The sequence below is a fragment of the Streptomyces sp. NPDC002730 genome (assembly GCF_042888805.1).
Classification (GTDB): domain Bacteria; phylum Actinomycetota; class Actinomycetes; order Streptomycetales; family Streptomycetaceae; genus Streptomyces.
This window is the reverse complement of sequence record NZ_JBIAQG010000013.1, coordinates 1-20546: the sequence shown is the minus strand read 5'-3', so window position 1 is coordinate 20546 and position 20546 is coordinate 1. Positions and strand designations below refer to the sequence as shown.

The window sequence follows — 20546 nt, the reverse complement described above, 5'->3', positions numbered from 1 at the left end:
TCCCATGCCCGGCGGGGCATGGCAACCCCCGACTCACCCGATCCGCTGCAGGCTGACATTTCCGGCCGGAGCCTTTCGCCTCGGCAAGACGGACCCCGCACCGCGTCAGCCGGCCTTGCCCACGATCAGGCCGTCCTCGAAACGGTCCACCCGTACCGTGTCGCCGTCCGCGACCTCGCCCGCGAGGATCTCCTTCGCGAGGCGGTCGCCGATCGCCGTCTGCACGAGACGGCGCAGCGGGCGCGCCCCGTACGCCGGGTCGTTGCCCTCGTCGGCCAGCCACTCCAGCGCCGCCGGGGTGACCTCCAGCGAGAGCCTGCGCTCGGCGAGGCGCTGCGCGAGGCGGTCGATCTGGAGCTTCGCGATGTGCGCGAGCTCGTCGCGGGACAGTGCCGAGAAGACCACCAGATCGTCCAGCCGGTTCAGGAACTCCGGCTTGAAGGTCGCCCGGACCACCTCCAGGACCTGCTCCCGCTTCTCCTCCTCCGAGGTGAGCGGCTCGACCAGATACTGGCTGCCGAGGTTCGACGTCAGGACCAGGATCGTGTTGCGGAAATCCACCGTCCGGCCCTGCCCGTCCGTCAGCCGGCCGTCGTCGAGGACCTGGAGCAGGATGTCGAAGACCTCGGGATGCGCCTTCTCCACCTCGTCGAGCAGCACGACGGAGTACGGACGCCGCCGCACGGCCTCGGTGAGCTGGCCGCCTTCCTCGTAGCCGACGTACCCGGGAGGCGCGCCGACCAGCCGGGCCACGGAGTGCTTCTCCCCGTACTCGCTCATGTCGATGCGGACCATCGCCCGCTCGTCGTCGAAGAGGAAGTCGGCGAGGGCCTTCGCCAGCTCGGTCTTGCCGACACCGGTCGGGCCGAGGAAGAGGAACGAGCCGGTCGGCCGGTCGGGGTCGGCGATCCCGGCCCGGGTGCGCCGGACCGCGTCGGACACCGCCCGTACCGCCTCGGTCTGGCCGATCAGCCGCCTGCCCAGCTCCTGCTCCATGCGCAGCAGCTTCTGCGTCTCGCCCTCGAGCAGCCGCCCGGCCGGGATCCCGGTCCAGGAGCCGACCACGTCCGCGATGTCGTCCGGGCCGACCTCCTCCTTGACCATGGTGTCCTTGGCCGCTTCCTTCTCGGCCTCCGCCGCCTCCTCCAACTCCCGTTCCAGGCCCGGGATCTCCCCGTACAGCAGCTTGGACGCGGTGTCGAAGTCGCCGTCGCGCTGGGCCCGCTCGGCCTGGCCGCGCAGCTCGTCGAGCTTCTCCTTCAGCGCACCGACGCGGTTGAGGCCCTCCTTCTCCTTCTCCCAGCGCGCGGTAAGGCCGCGCAGCTCCTCCTCCTTGTCGGCGAGGTCGCGGCGCAGCTTCTCCAGGCGCTGCATGGAGCCCGGGTCGGTCTCGTTCTTGAGGGCGAGCTCCTCCATCTTCAACCGGTCGACGGAGCGCTGGAGTTCATCGATCTCGACCGGCGACGAGTCGATCTCCATACGGAGCCGGGAGGCGGCTTCGTCGACAAGGTCGATGGCCTTGTCGGGCAGGAAGCGCGAGGTGATGTACCGGTCCGAGAGCGTCGCGGCGGCGACCAGCGCCGAGTCCGCGATCTGCACCTTGTGGTGTGCCTCGTACCGGCCCTTGAGCCCGCGCAGGATCGCGATCGTGTCCTCCACGGACGGCTCGGCGACCATCACCTGCTGGAACCGCCGCTCCAGCGCGGGGTCCTTCTCGATCCGCTCGCGGTACTCGTCGAGCGTCGTCGCGCCGACCATGCGCAGCTCGCCGCGCGCCAGCATCGGCTTCAGCATGTTGCCCGCGTCCATGGACGAGTCGCCGCCCGCGCCGGCGCCCACGACAGTGTGCAGCTCGTCGATGAAGGTGATGATCTGGCCGTCGCTCCCCTTGATCTCGGAGAGGACGGTCTTCAGCCGCTCCTCGAACTCACCGCGGTACTTCGCGCCCGCGACCATCGCGCTGAGGTCGAGCGAGACCAGCCGCTTGTTCCTGAGCGACTCGGGCACGTCGCCCTTCACGATCCGCTGGGCGAGGCCCTCGACGACCGCGGTCTTCCCGACGCCGGGCTCACCGATGAGGACGGGGTTGTTCTTCGTACGCCGCGACAGCACCTGCACCACGCGGCGGATCTCCTGGTCCCGGCCGATGACCGGGTCGAGCTTGCCCTCGCGGGCCGCGGCGGTGAAGTCCGTACCGAACTTCTCCAGCGCCTTGTACTGCCCCTCAGGGTCGGGTGTGGTCACCCGGCGCCCTCCCCTTACCGTCTCGAACGCGGCCAGCAGCTTCTTCGCCGTGGCCCCCTGCTGGTCCAGCACCTCCCCGGTCTGCCCGCCCTTGGCGGCGATTCCGATGAGGAGATGCTCGGTGGAGATGTAGTCGTCCCCGAGCTCCTTGGCCCGCTGCGCGGCGTCGGCGATGACGGCGAGCAGCTCGCGGTTGGGCTGCGGCGGCGCGACGGTGGACCCGGTGACGCTGGGCTGCGCGGCCAGCAGACGCTCCGCCCCGGACCGTACGGCGGCCTGGTCGGCCTCGACCGCGGCCAGCAGATCGGTGATGTTCTCGTTGTCCTGGCCCGCGAGCAGCGCGAGCAGCAGATGCGTGGGGGTCAGATCGGGATGCCCCTCGGACACGGCCCGGGTGGTGGCGGCGTTGATCGCATCCCGGCTCTTGTTGGTCAGCTCGGCGTCCACTGCGGCCTCTCCTCCTCGCTGTAGGGACTCTTCCCTCAACACTGACTCATTCAACCTGCACTAAGTTGAGTCTACTTCACTCAAGTATGGAGCAGGCCAGGACATGCCGACGCGAACCCTTGCCCCCACTACCCTGCAGGGCATGGCCATCGACGTACGCAACCCCGCTCCCGAGTACCTCGCGTTCTGGCGTGAATACCATCTGTGCACGCTCACGACACAGCGTCCGGACGGCAGCCCACACGTCGTGCCGGTGGGCGTGACGTACGACCCCGAGGCCGGGCTCGCCCGCATCATCACCAACAAGAGCAGCAGGAAGGTGGCCAACATCCTGGCCGCGGACCGGCAGGGCGGGGCGCGCGTGGCCGTCTGTCAGGTCCACAGGGGGCGCTGGGCGACGCTGGAGGGGCGAGCGACCGTACGCACGGAGCCGGAGCTCATCGAGGACGCGGTACGGCGCTACGCGGAGCGTTACGAGCGGATGCCGGCGCCCAACCCGGACCGGGTGCTCATCGAAATCGCCCTGGACCGGGCGCTGGGGCGCGGCTGACGGACGCGACTGAGGGACGCGGCTGCCGCCGGCCGTCCCGCTTCCCTACGGGAGAAGCTCCGTACGGGAAAAGCACAGCGGCGCCATCGTGTTTCAGGTCCACGATGGCGCCGCTGTGTGGGGGAAGCACCTGAGCGATTTACAACGACGGGGGAACCGCTCAGGCACTGCGGGGGGTGGCGGTGGTGGTGTCGGGCTCGACCAGCTGGTGGTCCCGCTGGTCAAGATTGACGAAAATCATGCCGTACCGGATGGCACAGCGGACGGGCTGCGGAGCTCCACGGGGTCTGCGAAGGCACCGATACGCGCGGACGTCCTCATCCTCCTCGCGCGCCACGACGATCGGCTCTCCGAAGAGGGTGACCATCAACGAGTCGCCACGGTGGGGGATTGCCGTGACGAGGTCGATGAAATGCCACCCCGATCGATAGGCCGTAGCCATTTCACGCCGGAAGACCCGGTCGTCCGGTGGAACGGTCATGCGTCCGTGCGGGCCGGAGCGACACCCCAGGAGGGCTCACCAGGGGTAAGCGCCGCGTCCGCCGGTGCTACACCCCAGGAAGGCTCACCAGGGGTAAGCGCCGCGTCTGCTGCGACGAAACCCCAGGAGGGCTCACCGGGCGTTGCTGCCACAGCGTCCGCGGGAACGAAGCCCCACGAAGGTTCGCCAGGGGTTGCCGTCACAGCGCCGGCGGGAGAGCTACCCCAGGAGGGCTCGCCGGAAGCCACCGCACCGAGCGCGGCCGCCGCTATGGCAAGAGCACAAAGAGCACGAAGCGTCCTAGACATGGGTGATCTCCACCTCTTTTGATCATTCCTCCTCCCCCGCGCATAAGACGATGTCTCACTCCGAACGCTTGCACCAGCGACGGCAGGCATCATGTTCCTGTAATGCAGGAGCCTGAGGGGGTGCACATGTCATCGAAGGGGGGCGAAACGGGACACCCTCACGCAGACGGCGAGTTGTGCGAGGCGGGGAAGAATCTATACATCACCGCTCTGCGGACCGGGCGAATAGCCCGGTCAGAGGCGGAGCCCACGCCCTGTCTCTTCGATCTCGCCCTACTGCATCCGGATCCCGACGACGCTCAATGGCTCCGTCCGGTTCCGCCGACCACTGCGCTGACACAGCTGATACACCCCATCGAGCGGGAGATCCAAGAGCGCCGACGACGAACTGTCGCTCTGACCGATGCTCTTGAGCCATTCATGGCGTTCAGTGCTCAGAACTCCACCGTCCCACAAGGGATCACCGTCCTCGAGGGTCTCAACCGCATCAACACAACCCTTGACCAGGTCACCGCAGACTGTTCGGAGGAACTTCTCACGGTGCAGCCCGGCAGCGGGCGACAGCCGCACATCCTGGAGAAGGCGCTGCGCCGCGTGGAGCCGCTGATCGACCGCGGCGTACGGATGCGGACGCTCTACCAGCACACGGCCCGCCACCACCCGGCCACCCTGGCCTACATGGAGCAGGTCGGCCCGTCCGGCGTGGAGGTGCGCACGCTCGAGGAGATCATCGACCGGCTGATCATTGTCGACCGGAAAGTGGCGTTCATACCGGCAAGTAGCGACAGGCTCTCGGCACTTGAGCTACGGCACAAGGGAATCGTCGAGTATCTCGTCGGCGTCTTCGAGCAGTTCTGGCTGCACGGCATCCCGTGGGAGGAGCAGGTCTCCTACGGCCCCCCGCTGGACGGCATCACAGGCGTCCAGCGCTCGATCGCCAAGCTGCTGGTCGAGGGCCATGTGGACGAGGCCATCGCCCGGCGGCTCGGTATGAACGTCCGTACCTGCCGTGCCCATATCGCCAAGCTGGGCTCTTCGCTGGGCAGCGGCAGCCGGACCCAACTCGGTTATCTCATCGCGCAGTCGGGGATCCTGGAGCACGAAGGCTGAGGCCCACGGCGGGGCCGGCGAGAACGGCGGGATCCGGATGCCGCGGGGGCGTAGGAGGACATGAGAAGAGGGACGTAAGAAGCTGGCGTCCCGTCCCATGTTTCACACGGCTGAGGGGCCGGAGAGCGACTCGCTCCCCGGCCCCTCGGCCGTACAACTCCGGTCCTACTCGGGACGCTTGGGCCGCCAGACCACCAGCGCGCTCGCCTGCTGCACATCCTGGTACGGCACCAGATCGCGCCGGTAGGAGGCATGCACCTGCGCCTCGCGCTGCTGCATCGCCGCCGCCGCGCCGTCCACGGCCGCCGACAGCTCGACAACCCGCTGCTGGAGCGCCGCGACCTGGTTCTCCAGTTCGATGATGCGCTTGATTCCGGCCAGGTTGATGCCCTCGTCCTGCGACAACTGCTGGACGGTGCGAAGCAGTTCGATATCGCGGGCGGAGTAACGCCGACCCCGGCCCGGCGTACGGTCCGGTGAGACCAGACCCAGCCGGTCGTACTGTCGCAGGGTCTGCGGATGCAGGCCCGAGAGCTGCGCGGCCACCGAGATCACGTACACCGGCGACTCGTCGGTCAGTTCGTAAGCCCTGCTGACAGCTGAATACTGTCGGCGACGTCCGTCCATTGCGTCATGCTCCCTTCGCGGCCTGGAACAGCTCGGCCCGCGGGTCCTCCTCCGCGGTGGCTTCGCGGTAGGCCTCCAGCGCTTCCTTCGCCTTGTCGCTCAGCTCCTTGGGTACCGCGACCTCGACGGTGACCAACAGGTCGCCGCGGGTGCCGTCCTTGCGGACCGCACCCTTGCCGCGGGCCCGCATCGTACGGCCGTTGGGCGTCCCGGCGGGCAGTTTCAGCGTGACCGGGGGACCGCCGAGGGTCGGTACCTTCACCTCGCCGCCGAGCGCCGCCTCCGTGTAGGTGACGGGCACGGTGATCGTGAGGTTGTCGCCCTTGCGGCCGAAGACGGAGTGGGCGCCGACATGCACGACGACGTACAGATCGCCGCCCGGGCCGCCTCGTTCGCCCGGCGCGCCCTTGCCGCGCAGCCGGATCCGCTGGCCGTCGGAGACGCCCGCGGGGATACGGACCTGCATGGTGCGCGAGGAGCGGGCGCGCCCGCTGCCCTTGCAGACCTCGCAGGGGTCCTGTGCGATCAGGCCGCGGCCCTTGCAGTCCACGCACGGGTCGGTGAGCGAGAAGGAGCCGCTGCCGCCGCGCGAGACCTGGCCGGTGCCGACACAGGTCGGGCACACCCGAGGCGTACCGTTTCTGTCGCCGGTGCCCGAACACGCCTTGCACGCCGCCGAACTGGACATCCGCAGCGGGACCGTGGCCCCGTCGACCGCCTCGGTGAAGCTGAGCGTCACCTCGGACTCGATGTCCTGGCCACGGCGCGGCTGGGTACGCGTACCCGCGGCGCCGCCGGCGCCGCGGTTGAACAGGCCGCCGAACACATCGCCGAGGCCGCCGCCGAAGCCTCCGGCGCCACCCTGCGTCCCGCCCTGGGTGCCTCCGAAGAGGTCGCCCAGGTCGAAGTTGAAGGTGCCGCCGGGGCCGCCGGGACCTGGCCTGAAGCCACCGTTGCCGAAGAGGGCGCGCGCCTCGTCGTACTCCTTGCGCCGCTTGGGGTCGCCGAGGATGTCGTTGGCCTCGGAGATCTCCTTGAAGCGCTCCTCGGCCTTGGCGTCGCCCTTGTTGGCGTCCGGGTGGAACTCGCGGGCGAGCTTCCGGTACGCCTTCTTGATCTCAGCCTCGGTGGCGTCCTTCGGGACGCCGAGAACCTTGTAGTAGTCCTTCTCGACGAAGTCCTTCGTGCTCATCGACGTCCCTCCTCTCGGCCGGTCATTGCGTCAGCCCTCTTCCGGGCCACCGCTCTCCTCGTCGGTTGCCGTCTCGTCCTTCGGAGCCGCGCCCGGCTGGGGCTCGGCCACCGCAACCCGCGCGGGGCGGATGGTCCGCTCGCCGATGCGATACCCCGGCTGCAGGACCGCGACGCACGTGGTCTCTGTGACATCCGGTGCGTACGAGTGCATCAGGGCTTCGTGGATCGTCGGGTCGAAGGGCTCACCCTCCTTGCCGAACTGCTGCAGGCCCATCTTGGCGGCGGCCGTCTCAAGAGATTCGGCAACCGACTTGAACCCGCCCACCAGCTCCCCGTGATCACGGGCGCGGCCGATGTCGTCGAGTACGGGCAGGAGCTCGGTCAGGAGGGTCGCCGTGGCGATCTCCTTGACCGTGATCCTGTCGCGCTCCACGCGACGGCGGTAGTTCTGGTACTCGGCCTGGAGCCGCTGGAGGTCTGCCGTGCGCTCGTTGAGCGCCGTGCGGACCTGGTCCAGCTGTGCTGTCAGGCCGACGATCATTGCTGCGTCCCCTGCCGGGGCCGCCGGGCCCTCCTTCTCGGAGGACTCGGCGGATTCGGCGGCGTCGTCAGGTGTGGCGCCGGAGGGGACGTCGGGCTTCTCGTCGAAGCCCGGAGTCTCCTCGGTCACGCGGCACCACCCTTCGCGTCCTTCTCGTCGTCCACGATCTCGGCGTCGACGACGTCGTCCTCAGCCTTGGCCTGCTCCCCGGCGGGGGCGTCGGCACCGGCAGCGGCACCGCCCTCGGGCGTGGCGTTGGCGTACATCGCCTGGCCGAGCTTCTGGCTGACCGCGGCGACCTTCTCGGTGGCGGTACGGATCTCGGCCGTGTCCTCGCCCTTGAGCTTCTCCTTCAGCTCGGTGAGCGCGGTCTCGACCTCGGTCTTCACCTCGCCGGGAACCTTGTCCTCGTTGTCCTTGAGGAACTTCTCGGTCTGGTAGACGAGCTGCTCGCCCTGGTTACGGCTCTCGGCGGCCTCGCGGCGACGGTGGTCCTCGTCCGCGTACTGCTCGGCCTCCTGGCGCATCCGGTCGACCTCGTCCTTCGGCAGCGAGGAGCCGCCGGTGACGGTCATCTTCTGCTCCTTGCCCGTGCCCAGGTCCTTCGCGGTCACGTGCATGATGCCGTTGGCGTCGATGTCGAAGGCGACCTCGATCTGCGGGACCCCGCGCGGGGCCGGCGGCAGACCGGTCAGCTCGAACATCCCGAGCTTCTTGTTGTACGCCGCGATCTCGCGCTCGCCCTGGTAGACCTGGATCTGCACGGACGGCTGGTTGTCCTCGGCCGTCGTGAAGATCTCGGACCGCTTGGTCGGGATCGTGGTGTTGCGCTCGATGAGCTTGGTCATGATGCCGCCCTTGGTCTCGATACCGAGGGACAGCGGGGTCACGTCGAGGAGCAGGACGTCCTTGACCTCACCCTTGAGGACACCGGCCTGGAGCGCGGCGCCGATGGCGACGACCTCGTCCGGGTTCACGCCCTTGTTGGCGTCCTGGCCGCCGGTGAGCTCCTTGACGAGCTCGGCGACGGCGGGCATCCGGGTCGAGCCGCCGACCAGGACCACGTGGTCGATCTCGGACAGCTGGATGCCGGCGTCCTTGATGACGTTGTGGAACGGGGTCTTGCAGCGCTCGAGCAGGTCCGCGGTGAGCTGCTGGAACTGAGCCCGGGTGAGCTTCTCGTCCAGGTGCAGCGGGCCCTCGGCGGAGGCCGTGATGTAGGGCAGGTTGATGTTCGTCTCGGTCGAGGACGACAGCTCGATCTTCGCCTTCTCCGCGGCCTCGCGGAGACGCTGGAGAGCCATCTTGTCCTTGGACAGGTCGACGCCGTGACCGTTGGCGAACTGCTTCACCAGGTAGTCGACGACGCGCTGGTCCCAGTCGTCACCACCGAGGTGGTTGTCACCGTTGGTCGCCTTCACCTCGACGACGCCGTCGCCGATCTCCAGCAGCGAGACGTCGAAGGTGCCGCCACCGAGGTCGAAGACCAGAATCGTCTGGTCGTCCTTGTCGAGGCCGTAGGCCAGGGCTGCCGCGGTCGGCTCGTTGACGATACGCAGGACGTTCAGGCCCGCGATCTCACCGGCCTCCTTGGTCGCCTGACGCTCGGAGTCGTTGAAGTACGCCGGTACGGTGATGACCGCGTCGGTGACCTTCTCGCCGAGGTAGGACTCCGCGTCGCGCTTCAGCTTCTGCAGGATGAAGGCGCTCATCTGCTGCGGGTTGAAGTGCTTCCCGTCGAGCTCGATCTTCCAGTCGGTGCCCATGTGGCGCTTGACCGACCGGATGGTCCTGTCGACGTTGGTGACCGCCTGACGCTTCGCAACCTCGCCGACCAGCACCTCACCGTTCTTCGCGAAGGCGACGACGGACGGCGTGGTCCTGGCACCCTCGGCGTTGGTGATGACGGTGGGCTCTCCGCCCTCCAGAACGCTGACGACGGAGTTAGTCGTGCCCAGGTCGATGCCGACCGCACGTGCCATTTCGATTCCTCCAGCTGACTTGAGTGGATCTGGCTCAAGGATGCATGACCGGGTCGATCGAGTCAACAGACCTGAGTCGGCCCCACTCAACTTTTATCCGGCCCTTACGAGCACCCTTGCCGGTCCTTGCGGCCAAGTCCTGCGCCCAGCCTGCACCCAGGGGTCCGTGCGGGGGTCCGCGCGCGTGGCGGACCGGTTCACAAAGCGTCCATCTGCGAAAGTCATAGCCGCAAAAACGGTCAATAACTGTCAATCGTGATGAAGGGCGTGTATCCATGCCTGCAAAGCGAGCCGTCGACCTGACGGGCAGTCTGATCCTGCTGCTGCTCCTGTCCCCGCTACTGCTCGCGGTCGCCGCGGCGGTCGCGCTCACCTCTCCGGGGCCCGTCCTGGCCCGCCAGAACCGGACCGGCCTCGGCGGTCACACCTTTGCGATGCTGACGTTCCGCACACGGCGGGCCGGCACCCGCTGCAGCACACCCGTCGGACGGCCGCTGCGCGACCATTTCCTCGACGAACTGCCCCAGCTGATCAATGTGGTGCGCGGCGAGATGTCCCTCGTCGGCCCACGGCCGCTGCCGCCGGAGAGGTCCGAGCCCGCCACCGGTGCGGGCCGCGCCCGTCTCGGCGTACGCCCCGGCATCACCGGCCTCTGGCAGATCAGCGGGCGCTCCGAACTCCCCTGGGAGGAGATGGCCGTGCTCGATCTGCACTACATGGAGGAGTATTGGCTGGGACTGGACCTACTGATCCTGGCCCGGACCCTCCCGGCCGCCTTCGCCGGGCGCCCCCCGGTCCGTCCCCGCCAGGCCCGCCCGGTCAGGCTTGCCTGAGCGACACAGATCACCGCGTGCGCGGCTACAGTGCGGCGGAATAAGTGGGTAGTCTCAGCACGGACTGATTAAGTTACCGCTTAGTAGTAGTCGCTGAATCCACCCTCGCAGGCCCGAGGAGCCCCCAAATGCAACTCGCCGCGATCATCGTGTCGCTGGTCCTGACCGTGGTCGGCGTTGCGCTCATCGCCCGAGCCGTCGCGCAGATCTACCGGTTCGTCAGGCTCGGCCAGGCCGTGCCCGCGGGCAGCCGTACCGACAACCCCAAGCAGCGCACGATCACCCTGGTCAAGGAGTTCCTCGGCCACACCCGGATGAACCGGTGGGGGATCGTGGGCTTCGCCCACTGGTTCGTCGCGATCGGCTTCCTCACCCTGCCGCCGACGCTGGCGCAGGCATACGGACAGCTCTTCCAGGCGGACTGGACGCTGCCGGTCATCGGCGGCTTCCTGCCGTTCGAGATGTACATCGAGTTCATCGGCCTGATGACGGTCGTCGGCATTGTCGTGCTGATGGCCATCCGGCTGCTGAACCTGCCGTCCAGGGCCGGCCGCAAGTCACGCTTCGCGGGCTCCAAGGCCTGGCAGGCGTACTTCGTCGAGTACGTCATCCTCACCATCGGTCTCGCGATCCTCGCCCTGCGCGGGCTCGAGGGCGCGATCCACCATGTCGAGGGCTACGAGGCCGCGTACTTCGTCTCGTATCCGCTGGTCCTCGCCTTCAAGGGGCTCAGCCTCGCGACGCTCCAGAACCTCATCTACTTCACCGCGATGATCAAGATCGGCACCTCGCTGATCTGGATGATCACGGTCTCGCTCAACACCAACATGGGTGTCGCCTGGCACCGCTTCCTCGGCTTCCCGAACATCTGGTTCAAGCGGAACGCCGACGGCTCGACCGCCCTCGGCGCGCTCCTGCCGATGACGAGCGGCGGCAAGGAGATCGACTTCGAGGACCCGGGCGAGGACGACGTCTTCGGCGTCTCCCAGGTCGAGCAGTTCTCCTGGAAGGGCATCCTCGACTTCTCCACGTGTACCGAGTGCGGCCGCTGCCAGTCGCAGTGCCCCGCCTGGAACACCGGAAAGCCGCTCTCGCCGAAGCTCCTGATCATGTCGCTGCGCGACCACGCGCACGCCAAGGCCCCGTATCTGCTGGCCGGCGGCGGCAAGACGATGGAGGGCGAGGAGAAGGCTTCGGCCGAGCAGCTCAAGGATGTGCCGGCGGCGGCCCTCGCCGAGGCCGAGCGCCCGCTGATCGGGACGCTCGAGGAGAACGGCGTCATCGACCCGGACGTGCTGTGGTCCTGCACCACCTGCGGTGCGTGTGTCGAGCAGTGCCCGGTCGACATCGAGCACATCGACCACATCGTCGACATGCGCCGCTACCAGGTGATGATCGAGTCCGCGTTCCCGTCCGAGGCGGGCACGATGCTCAAGAACCTGGAGAAGAAGGGCAACCCCTGGGGTCTTGCCAAGAAGCAGCGTGTCGAGTGGACCAAGGAGGTCGACTTCGAGGTCCCGATCGTCGGCAAGGACGTCGAGGACCTGTCCGAGGTCGACTACCTGTACTGGGTCGGCTGCGCGGGCGCCCTCGAGGACCGGGCGAAGAAGACCACCAAGGCCTTCGCCGAGCTGCTGCACATCGCGGGCGTGAAGTTCGCGATCATGGGCGGCGACGAGAAGTGCACGGGTGACTCGGCCCGGCGCCTGGGCAACGAGCCGCTGTTCCAGCAGCTCGGCCAGGAGAACGTGGCCATGCTGAACATGGCGTACGGCGAAGACGACGAGGACCCCTCGACGAAGAAGCCCAAGTCGTCGAAGAAGATCGTCGCGACCTGCCCGCACTGCTTCAACACGATCGCGAACGAGTACCCGCAGCTGGGCGGCGAGTTCGAGGTCATCCACCACACGCAGCTGCTCCAGCACCTCATCGACGAGGGCAAGCTGATTCCGGTGACGCCGGTCGAGGGTCTGATCACGTACCACGACCCCTGCTACCTGGGCCGTCACAACAAGGTCTACACGCCGCCGCGCGAGATCATGTCCGCCGTCCCCGGCCTGCGCCAGCAGGAGATGCACCGCCACAAGGAGCGCGGCTTCTGCTGCGGCGCCGGTGGTGCCCGGATGTGGATGGAGGAGCGGATCGGCAAGCGCATCAACACCGAGCGCGTGGACGAGGCCCTTTCGCTGAACCCGGACATAGTCTCCACCGCCTGCCCGTTCTGCCTGGTCATGCTCACGGACTCGGTGAACGGCAAGAAGAACGACGGCAAGGCCAAGGAATCGCTCCAGGTCGTGGACGTGGCGCAGCTGCTCCTCGACTCGGTGCGTACGCCTCCGGCCGACCCGGCTGCCGCCGAGGAGTCGGAGGACGCGCCGGAGCCCGAGCCGGTGAAGTAGTCCCTGCGTAACGCGGGAGCGGCCGGATCTGCCTCGGGGGCAGAACCGGCCGCTCTCTTGTGTGCGTACTCGCGTGTCCGCGGGCCACTCGAATGGCCCCCAGGGTGGTTCGGTGTCTGGTTTATCGTGTCTGTTGCCCTTTGCGCTGCATTCCGCGACCACCCCACTACCCACCGCATAACCATTGGCCTGCGATCACGACGGATCCATTGCCCTGCCGCGACGGCCGAACGAGCATCGTGGGGCGACTGAGCACAGAACAGACGGACGGGGTGGGTCGTGCGGATACGAACGGCGGCAGCAGCGGCGATGGGCGCCGCCTGCGCCTGCGCAGTGCTGCTGGCGGGCTGCACGAGCAGCCCCGAGGCCGACCGGCCCGCAGCCGCCAAGAACGGCGACACCGCCCCGCTCGCCGGCCGGGCCGCCACCCCGCGCCTCCCCGTCCCCCACGGCACCGGCAGCCGCGTCCCCGAGGACTTCAATGGCGACGGCCACCGCGATCTCGTACTGAACGACCTGGTGAAGGCCCCCGACGACAGCCACGGCGACGACGCGGGCATCGGAATCGTCTACGGCACCGCCGCCCTGCGCCGGCTCGACCCCGCCCGACGCCAGATCCTCACCCCGCGCGCCAACGCCGCACCGGTCGACGGCACCCTCCCCGCCGCCTTCGACGCCGAGGCCTCCTGCGACCTCGACAAGGACGGCTTCGCGGACCTGATCGTCGCCACGGACCCGCCGTACAACGGCATCGGCCGCCCACCCGTACCGCTCCAGCTCCTCTTCGGCTCCCCCACCGGCCTCGGCGGCAAGGCGGTCGTCCTCCGCATCCCCGACCAGGCGAGATACGGCAACGACTGGCCCGACCACCCCGTCTGCGGCGACTTCGACGGCGACGGCAGCACCGACCTGGCGGTGACCGCCTCCGCGGGCCATGTCAGCTTCCTGCGCGGCCCCTTCACCCGCGCCGGCGCCCCGCGCGCCGCCGCAGCGCCTGTCCCGGGCGGCGGCCCGGCGCTCTCCGCACCGGCACCCGAGCCGGACACCAATGACGACGGCTACGACGACCTGGTGGTGTCGGCCCGCGCCCCCAGGCCGGGCGCGGCGGCCAAAGGGGAGCTGCTGCTCGGCGGCCCCGACGGCCCCGGCCGCGAGGGCGGCACGTACCGCGCCAAGCCGGTACAGCTGCCGCCGGCCCCCGCGCTCCCGTCCGGCGAGACAAGCCCGGCGACCGACGTCCTCGAGTACGCGGACTTCGACGGCGACAAGCGCCCGGACCTGGTGACACGTACGCACCGTGGCGAACACGCGGACGTCGTGGCGCTGTACCCCGCGGCGGAGCGGACGCGCGCGCTGCTCACCTTCAGTACGTCGGTCTTCCTGCCCTGACCTGACCTGACCGCCTGCCGTACGGCTGCCCCTGCGCCCGCCGAATGCCCAGCTGAGCGCAGTACGGCAGACCCCCCGGGGTTCCCCTAGGGGATGTCACAGCTCAGCAGCAAAGGACCGCTTGTTCCCCTGGGTCGAGCACCTCACTCTGCGGGACCAGGTACGTTCGAATACGTGGCTGGATTCAGGATCGGACGCGGCCGGGACAACCGCACCTCGCAGCAGCAGCAACCGCAGCAGGCACCGCCGCCGCCCTACCGGGGCGGGGGCGGCCGTGCGGCGCCGCCGTATGCGCAGCAGCAACAACCGCCGCAGTGGCCCCAGGCCGGCGGCGGTCATCATCAGCAGCAGCCTCAGGGCCCGTACGGCGAACCGGAGTACTTCGGCGACCCGTACCAGCAGCCCCCGCACGGTGACCCGTACGCCAACAACCCTGGCCACACCCAGGCGTTCAGCGTCAACGAGGACCCGTACGGCGACGGCGCGACCTACCGCGCGGGCGCGGCCGCTGCCGCCCCGTCCGGCCCGCGTCTGCACTGGAAGCAGCTGCTGAGCGGCATTGTGCTGCGCCCCGGACCGACGTTCTGGCAGATGCGCGACTACCCGGTGTGGGGCCCGGCGCTGATCGTGACGTTCCTCTATGGACTGCTCGCGCTCTTCGGCTTCGACAAGGCCCGCGAGGAGACGATCAACGCGACGATCTCCGCGGCCATCCCGTACGTACTGACGACGGCGGTCGCATTCGTCATCGGCGGCCTGATCCTGGGCGCGGTGACCCACACCATGGCCCGCCAGCTCGGCGGCGACGGCGCCTGGCAGCCGACGGTCGGCCTCTCCATGCTGATCATGTCGATCACGGACGCCCCGCGCCTGATCTTCGCCCTCTTCCTGGGCGGCGAGAACTCCCTGGTCCAGATCCTGGGCTGGGCGACATGGGTGGCGGCGGGAGCGCTGTTCACGTCGATGGTGAGCAAGTCGCACGATCTGCCGTGGCCGAAGGCGCTGGGCGCGTCGGCGATCCAGCTGATCGCACTGCTGTCGATCATCAAGCTGGGCACGATCTAGGACTTTCTACGGACGCGCAGAGGCCCCCGGAGCCATCCGGGGGCCTTTCTCCATGTCCGTACTCGCAGACGCCTGACCAGCCCAGCAGACCGCAGCGACCGCCCCGCCGGAAGGTCGGGACGAAGAGGTCACGTGCCCGGTGCGTGCCCATAGAGCCGGTAAACAGCGGTCAATGCCGGCCTGTTGGGCACCCCCCTGCACGCACAGAACACCGTTCCCCCAGGCCAGCGCCCCAACTGCTCGCGCAAGCAAGGCGATTCCCAAGCTCAGAGCTCCTGCTCGACTCCTTCAGCTCCGCGGCGACTCCGGGGCCGGCGGCTCAACCGGCGCCTGTGTAGTCCTGGTTGGACTGGTCCTTCGGCTGGTCCTTCGGCTCGTCTTTGGGCTGGTCGTTCGGCTCCTCCTTCGGCTGCTCCTTGGGCTCGTCCTTCGGCGCGTCCTTGGGCTGCTCCTTGGGCTCGTCTTTGGGCGCGTCCTTGGGCTGGTCCTTGGGCTCGTCTTTGGGCGCGTCCTTGGGCTGGTCCTTGGGCGTGTCCTTGGGCGCGTCCTTCGGCGCGTCGTTGGGCGTGTCCTTGGGCTCGTCCTTCGGCTCGTCCTTGGGCGCGTCCTTGGGCGCGTCCTTCGGCTGGTCCTTCGGCTCGTCCTTCGGCGCGTCCTTGGGCTGGTCCTTGGGCTGGTCCTTCGGCGCGTCCTTCGGCGCGTCCTTGGGCGCGTCCTTCGGCTCGTCCTTCGGGTGGTCCTTGGGCTCGTCCTTCTTGGTGTCCTTGTCCTTCTTGCTGTCCTTGTCCTTCTTGCTGTCCTCGTCCTTCTTGCTGTCCTCGTCCTTCTGCTTGCCCTTCTCCGGGTACTCCTTGTCCTGGTGCTCCTCTGTCGATTCAGGAGGGGGCAGGACAGGGAACGGCGTTCCGGCAGGCTGGCCCTTCGGGGCGGGAACCCTTGCGTCGCTCTTGCCCAGGAGGTCGCCGCTCGGACGCTGGAACCAGCCCTTGCGCTCCTGGTCGAACATCGTCACGGCCTTCATGGGCTTTTCGGCGGGTGCGACCGCAACGAGGTGGGAAGGCTGGAACGACGACCACTGCCTGCCGGTGTATTTCTGCTTGTTCTCGCCGGCGACGGGCGGAGTCAGGGGGTTGCCGCAGGCGCAGCGGACGCGCGGAACACCGCGGTCGTCGACGAGGACGGCCGTGCCGGCCTGCAGGATGGCCTGATAGCTGGTCGCCGCGCCGCTCTTGTACCCGTGGTTCGTGACGCGTGTGTCCCAGACCAGCCGAGTCGGCGTCAGGGACCTCATGTACTGGGGGATTTCGGGCTGCCGGATGTTGAGGGCTCCGGCGAAGGCCTGCCCTTTGTCGCCGTTCTGCATGAGGAACTTGACCTGCTTCTCGACGTCACAGCTCGCGACGTTCTGCGCACCGCCGTACAGTCCCGGGTGGGAACCGTTGACGACGAGGGTGCCCGTGCCGCCGGCCGATGACGTACCAGGGCTTGTGGACGAGGCTGCGGCATCCTTGTCCTGGGTGACGGTCGACGGGGTGAACGGATCAGAGCCGGCCGCGGCGGCGGTCTGGAGGAAGACCTCCCCACCGCCCTTTTTCCCGCCGGGGAGGGCGACCGTGAGGATCACCGCCATCGCGGCACCCACCACCACAGTGCCGGCACCCAGCAAAGTTCTCCGCGTCCGCCACCGGGGCAGTCCTCCGCGATGAGGCTCATCCGGTTCGCCGGGCGGACCCATGGACTCCGGTGGGGGCGGTGGCTCGGGTGGGGGCGGAGGCCCGGGTGGGGGCGGAGGTACCGGCGCCTGCTCACCTGAGGGCTGGCCGGACAGCGGACCGGAGGGAGGGCCGGTGGGGCGCTCGGACGAAGGAGGTAGGGAACTCACGGCAATCTCCTCAACCGCATAGATATCGCGGAATGGGAATTATTCTCATTCGCCTCCCTAAGGCCATTATCGCTCCATGTCCGGGAGGCACTGATCATGCACCGGCTTTGTCAAAGCCCGCCTCTCGAGTAGGCCCCGAGCTTTGCCATCGCGACACGTCACTGCTTTTCGGGACTTGACAGAGAACGGCGTTCCCATATGGGAAAGCGCCCGCTGGTCCCGGGCCTCTTGACGTCGCCGTGGAGCAACGCGCCACCTGATGGTGTCCATTTCCGCGTGCCATGGCTCCCAGGTGGCGACTCGAGCACAGCCGGATGACCCGGCGCCTGCTCGGGGCCGGGTGAATCGTCGAGGCGACCCTCGACCAGTCGGGCACGGAACAGTGCGGAGGCCCTGTTGAGCCACCAGGAACTGTGGCAGCAGCGAACGTCGATCCTTGTGGAACTACAACGAACGAGAAGGAATGCTTCTCAGCCGCAGGTCAGAGGGCTTCCTTCGACGGAGTGACCGGCTCCCCGGACCTACGTACTACAGGCAGGACACTCCAGGGGAAGTTGATCCACTCGTCGGTGCGCTTCCAGACGTACTCGCACTTCACCAGCGACTGCGACTTCTCGTAGATGACGGCGCTGCGCACCTCGGCGACCTGGTCGACGCAGAAGTCGTACACGAGCTTCAGCGTCTTGCCGGTGTCGGCGACGTCGTCGGCGATAAGGACCTTCTTGTTCGAGAAATCAATGGCGTTCGGGACGGGCGCGAGCATGACCGGCATCTCGAGAGTGGTCCCGACCCCCGTGTAGAACTCCACATTCACCAGGTGGATGTTCTTGCAGTCGAGCGCGTACGCCAGTCCCCCGGCGACGAACACGCCACCCCTGGCGATGCTGAGCACGATGTCGGGCTCGTACCCGTCGTCGGCGATGGCCTGCGCAAGCTCACGGATCGCCCCGCCGAACGTCTCGTACGTCAGGTTCTCCCGTGCCTCACTCATCGCTCACACCTGCGTCCGGTGGAAGTTCATGTACGACCGCGACGCCGTGGGCCCACGCTGCCCCTGGTAGCGGGACCCGTACCGCTCGCTCCCGTACGGGAATTCGGCCGGCGAGCTCAGCCGGAACATGCACAGCTGACCGATCTTCATGCCCGGCCAGAGCTTGATGGGCAGCGTCGCGAGATTCGACAGCTCAAGCGTGACGTGCCCGGAGAAGCCGGGGTCGATGAACCCAGCGGTCGAGTGCGTGACCAGCCCCAGCCGCCCGAGGCTGGACTTCCCCTCCAGCCGCGAGGCGAGGTCGTCCGGCAGCGAGATGACCTCGTAGGTCGAGGCAAGGACGAACTCACCGGGGTGCAGGATGAACGCCTCGTCCCCCTCCGGCTCGACCTTCCTGGTCAGATCCGTCTGCTCGACAGCAGGATCAATATGCGGATAGCGGTGGTTCTCGAACACCCGGAAGTAGCGGTCGAGCCGCACATCGATGCTCGAGGGCTGCACCATGAATTCGTCGTACGGGTCGATACGCACCCGTCCGGCGTCGATCTCGGCCCGGATGTCCTTGTCTGAGAGAAGCACGCACCGAGGATACGCAGAGCGCGCGGGCCCACCCCAATCGGGACAGCCCGCGCGCCCACTCCGACCGCCGCTTCCCTACGGCTACCGGCTACCGCTTGGCCGACCGCTCCGACTCCACAGGCACGACGCTGCGAAGCCGCGCGCAACGCGGACACCGGATGAGCCGCCCGGGCCCGATCCGATCGGCGCCGAGCTGCTGCATCGGGAACGAAGCGGTACTGAAGACGTGCCCCTCGGCACAGCGGACGACGGTGCGCTCCATCAAGTCCATCGGGTCCCTTCCCCAACAAAATGTGGACGAACGACCACATTAGGGGATGAACGGGACGCGCCCGCATGCGGCACTCCGCACGCAACGGTACGCCTCAACTCCCGTACGCCGCAGCCGCATCCGGGTCGGCGACAGCGACTGCATCCGCCCTCTGGACAGCACAAAGGCCCCGCGCCTAAATACACCGGGGGCCAGCGATGGGGTACAGTGTGCGACGATGCGGTCGCCGGTCGACGGCCCGCCGCGCGGGTGTAGTTTAATGGTAGAACATGAGCTTCCCAAGCTCAGAGCGCGGGTTCGATTCCCGTCACCCGCTCCAAAAGATAAGGCCCAGGTCAGGGACATGATCCCCAACCCGGGCCTTTGTGTTGTCTAGACCGATTCAGGCGTCGCGCACCACTTGGACCCTGTTCAGGCTGGTCAGAGCCCTTCTTCCGGGCGGCCCGGACCATCTTGTCCAACCCCCTCGCCACCTCCTTCTGACGCTCGCGGTCTGAGTGCTGGTAGATCAGCGCCGCTTTCTCCGACGACTGTCCGGCGCGCACCATCGTGTCTTTGAGCGTGGCTCCGGACCGTGTGGACAGCGTGTGACCGGTGTGGCGAAGGTCGTAGAAGCGGAAGCCATCCGGCATCCCGACGTTGGCTCGCGCCTTCCGCCACTTCCGTCCGAAGGAGGAACGCCGGAAGGGAGCGCCCTTCTCCCCCACGAACAGCAGACCGTCCGGCTCCTTCTCCGCGTACCAGTCGAGATGTCTCCTCAGGTCCGTGTGCAAAAAGGCCGGCAGAACGACATAGCGCCTGCCCGCCGCGGACTTGGTGTCGCCCACGGCTCGCTGACCAGTGCTCAGCTCCGGCGCGGCCTGGCGGACTCGGATCGTCATGCTGTCCAGGTCCAGGTCCACATCCCTACGGCGAAGCTCGGCCTGCTCCTCCGGCCGCATCGGGCCGTACGCACCGAGGTAAACCATGAGCCGCCACCTGCGCCCGACCGCGTCCGCGAGCGCATCCACCTGCTCCACTGTGGCGATCTCGCGTTCAATCGCGGACTCCTTGCCTGCCCCTCTGATCCGACACGGGTTCCGGCGGATCAACTCGTCATCAGCGGCGGTCTCAAGTACGGCCTTCAGGAGCCGGTACGACTTGGCCACCGTCGTGGCACCGGTCGATGTGAGCCGTTCGGCCCTCCATTCGCGGACCCGCGGTGGGGTTATCTGATCCAGGTCATATCGCCCGAACGCCGGGAGGATGTGCAGCCGCAGGAGTCGCCGGTAAAGCTCATTCGTGGTGGGCGCGATTCCGCGCTCCACGACCCACTTCAAGGCGTACTCCTCGAAGTTGACCGCCCCCGCGTCTGGGTCTCGCCAGTCTCCGCGTGTGAGGTCTGCTTCAACCTGACTCAGCCAGACCTCAGCATCGGTCTTGGTTGCGAAGGTGTCCGGTGCTCGTCGACGCTCCCCGAGCAGATCAAGATAGGTAGCCGTCCAGCGGCCGGAGCGGTACTGGCGTACCGCTCCGAAGCGCCGGAAGTTCTTACCCTTCTTCGGTCCTGTCTTCGCCACTTAGACGTCATCTCATTTGGCTGGGTAAGCTCGTGCCGTGGCGAGGATCGTTGAGCGGCTGGTGCCGGATGAGTTGTGGGAGCTGTTCCAGCGG

At 67.9% G+C, this 20546-nt stretch carries 17 protein-coding genes and 1 tRNA gene; 7 read left to right on the top strand and 11 right to left on the bottom strand.

What is annotated here, in order from left to right; translation table 11 throughout:
• Nucleotides 1-105: 105 nt before the first annotated feature.
• Complete coding sequence (gene clpB / locus ACFYXH_RS29990; RefSeq protein WP_389569368.1) at nt 106-2691, bottom strand: ATP-dependent chaperone ClpB; 2586 nt, start codon at nt 2689-2691, stop codon at nt 106-108.
• A gap of 142 nt (nt 2692-2833) precedes the next feature.
• Here clpB and ACFYXH_RS29985 point away from each other — a divergent pair, with 142 nt between their 5' ends.
• Nucleotides 2834-3241, top strand: coding sequence for a pyridoxamine 5'-phosphate oxidase family protein (locus ACFYXH_RS29985; protein WP_389569365.1), 408 nt, complete (start codon nt 2834-2836; stop codon nt 3239-3241).
• A gap of 160 nt (nt 3242-3401) precedes the next feature.
• Here the strand turns inward: ACFYXH_RS29985 and ACFYXH_RS29980 are convergent, their stop codons facing one another.
• The gene (locus ACFYXH_RS29980; RefSeq protein ID WP_142214562.1) at nt 3402-3722 is read right to left on the bottom strand and encodes a (2Fe-2S)-binding protein; all 321 of its coding nucleotides are present in this window, start codon (nt 3720-3722) and stop codon (nt 3402-3404) included.
• A 434-nt stretch (nt 3723-4156) separates the two neighbouring features.
• Here ACFYXH_RS29980 and ACFYXH_RS29975 point away from each other — a divergent pair, with 434 nt between their 5' ends.
• Nucleotides 4157-5140, top strand: a complete 984-nt coding sequence (locus ACFYXH_RS29975) for a helix-turn-helix transcriptional regulator (protein ID WP_362677775.1) — start codon at nt 4157-4159, stop codon at nt 5138-5140.
• A gap of 165 nt (nt 5141-5305) precedes the next feature.
• Here ACFYXH_RS29975 and ACFYXH_RS29970 read toward each other — a convergent pair whose 3' ends face one another.
• Genes ACFYXH_RS29970 through dnaK form a run of 4 tightly spaced genes read right to left on the bottom strand, consistent with a single transcriptional unit; the run spans nt 5306 to nt 9484 of the window.
• Nucleotides 5306-5767, bottom strand: a complete 462-nt coding sequence (locus tag ACFYXH_RS29970) for a heat shock protein transcriptional repressor HspR (protein WP_389569361.1) — start codon at nt 5765-5767, stop codon at nt 5306-5308.
• Nucleotides 5768-5771: 4 nt separating this feature from the next.
• Complete coding sequence (dnaJ, locus tag ACFYXH_RS29965; protein ID WP_389569358.1) at nt 5772-6959, bottom strand: molecular chaperone DnaJ; 1188 nt, start codon at nt 6957-6959, stop codon at nt 5772-5774.
• A 30-nt stretch (nt 6960-6989) separates the two neighbouring features.
• Nucleotides 6990-7631 (bottom strand): nucleotide exchange factor GrpE, encoded by a 642-nt coding sequence (gene grpE / locus ACFYXH_RS29960; RefSeq protein ID WP_327325018.1) that lies wholly within the window; start codon nt 7629-7631, stop codon nt 6990-6992.
• Nucleotides 7628-9484, bottom strand: coding sequence for a molecular chaperone DnaK (gene dnaK, locus ACFYXH_RS29955; RefSeq protein WP_389569354.1), 1857 nt, complete (start codon nt 9482-9484; stop codon nt 7628-7630). Before dnaK ends, grpE begins: the two co-directional genes overlap by 4 nt.
• A 275-nt stretch (nt 9485-9759) precedes the next feature.
• Between dnaK and ACFYXH_RS29950 the strand changes: the two genes are divergently transcribed.
• The 4 genes from ACFYXH_RS29950 (at nt 9760) to ACFYXH_RS29935 (ending at nt 15170) form a co-directional block, all read left to right on the top strand.
• On the top strand, nt 9760-10317 hold the full coding sequence (locus tag ACFYXH_RS29950) for a sugar transferase (protein ID WP_389569351.1): 558 nt from the start codon (nt 9760-9762) through the stop codon (nt 10315-10317).
• A gap of 128 nt (nt 10318-10445) precedes the next feature.
• Nucleotides 10446-12716, top strand: a complete 2271-nt coding sequence (locus ACFYXH_RS29945; protein ID WP_385301750.1) for a heterodisulfide reductase-related iron-sulfur binding cluster — start codon at nt 10446-10448, stop codon at nt 12714-12716.
• Nucleotides 12717-13025: 309 nt separating this feature from the next.
• Nucleotides 13026-14105 carry an FG-GAP repeat domain-containing protein gene (locus tag ACFYXH_RS29940; protein ID WP_389570014.1) on the top strand — a complete coding sequence of 360 codons (1080 nt, stop codon included), beginning with the start codon at nt 13026-13028 and terminating at the stop codon, nt 14103-14105.
• Between the two features lie 174 nt (nt 14106-14279).
• Entirely contained in the window at nt 14280-15170 is an 891-nt protein-coding gene (locus ACFYXH_RS29935; RefSeq protein WP_389569347.1) for a Yip1 family protein, read from the top strand.
• A gap of 319 nt (nt 15171-15489) precedes the next feature.
• Here the strand turns inward: ACFYXH_RS29935 and ACFYXH_RS29930 are convergent, their stop codons facing one another.
• From ACFYXH_RS29930 to ACFYXH_RS29915, 4 genes are all read right to left on the bottom strand, one after another.
• A complete protein-coding gene (locus tag ACFYXH_RS29930; RefSeq protein WP_389569345.1) occupies nt 15490-16800 on the bottom strand; it encodes a DUF6777 domain-containing protein in 1311 nt (436 codons plus the stop codon).
• A gap of 733 nt (nt 16801-17533) precedes the next feature.
• Nucleotides 17534-18043, bottom strand: coding sequence for a phosphoribosyltransferase (locus tag ACFYXH_RS29925; protein ID WP_389569343.1), 510 nt, complete (start codon nt 18041-18043; stop codon nt 17534-17536).
• Nucleotides 18044-18046: 3 nt separating this feature from the next.
• Nucleotides 18047-18622, bottom strand: coding sequence for a dCTP deaminase (dcd, locus tag ACFYXH_RS29920; protein ID WP_327325006.1), 576 nt, complete (start codon nt 18620-18622; stop codon nt 18047-18049).
• A gap of 88 nt (nt 18623-18710) precedes the next feature.
• Complete coding sequence (locus ACFYXH_RS29915; protein ID WP_326651449.1) at nt 18711-18893, bottom strand: hypothetical protein; 183 nt, start codon at nt 18891-18893, stop codon at nt 18711-18713.
• Between the two features lie 245 nt (nt 18894-19138).
• Here ACFYXH_RS29915 and ACFYXH_RS29910 point away from each other — a divergent pair.
• Nucleotides 19139-19212: transfer RNA gene (locus tag ACFYXH_RS29910), tRNA-Gly, on the top strand.
• 16 nt (nt 19213-19228) lie between these two features.
• On the opposite strand, the gene ACFYXH_RS29905 is transcribed toward ACFYXH_RS29910, so the two are convergent.
• Complete coding sequence (locus tag ACFYXH_RS29905; protein WP_389569339.1) at nt 19229-20452, bottom strand: tyrosine-type recombinase/integrase; 1224 nt, start codon at nt 20450-20452, stop codon at nt 19229-19231.
• Nucleotides 20453-20546 lie beyond the last annotated feature (94 nt).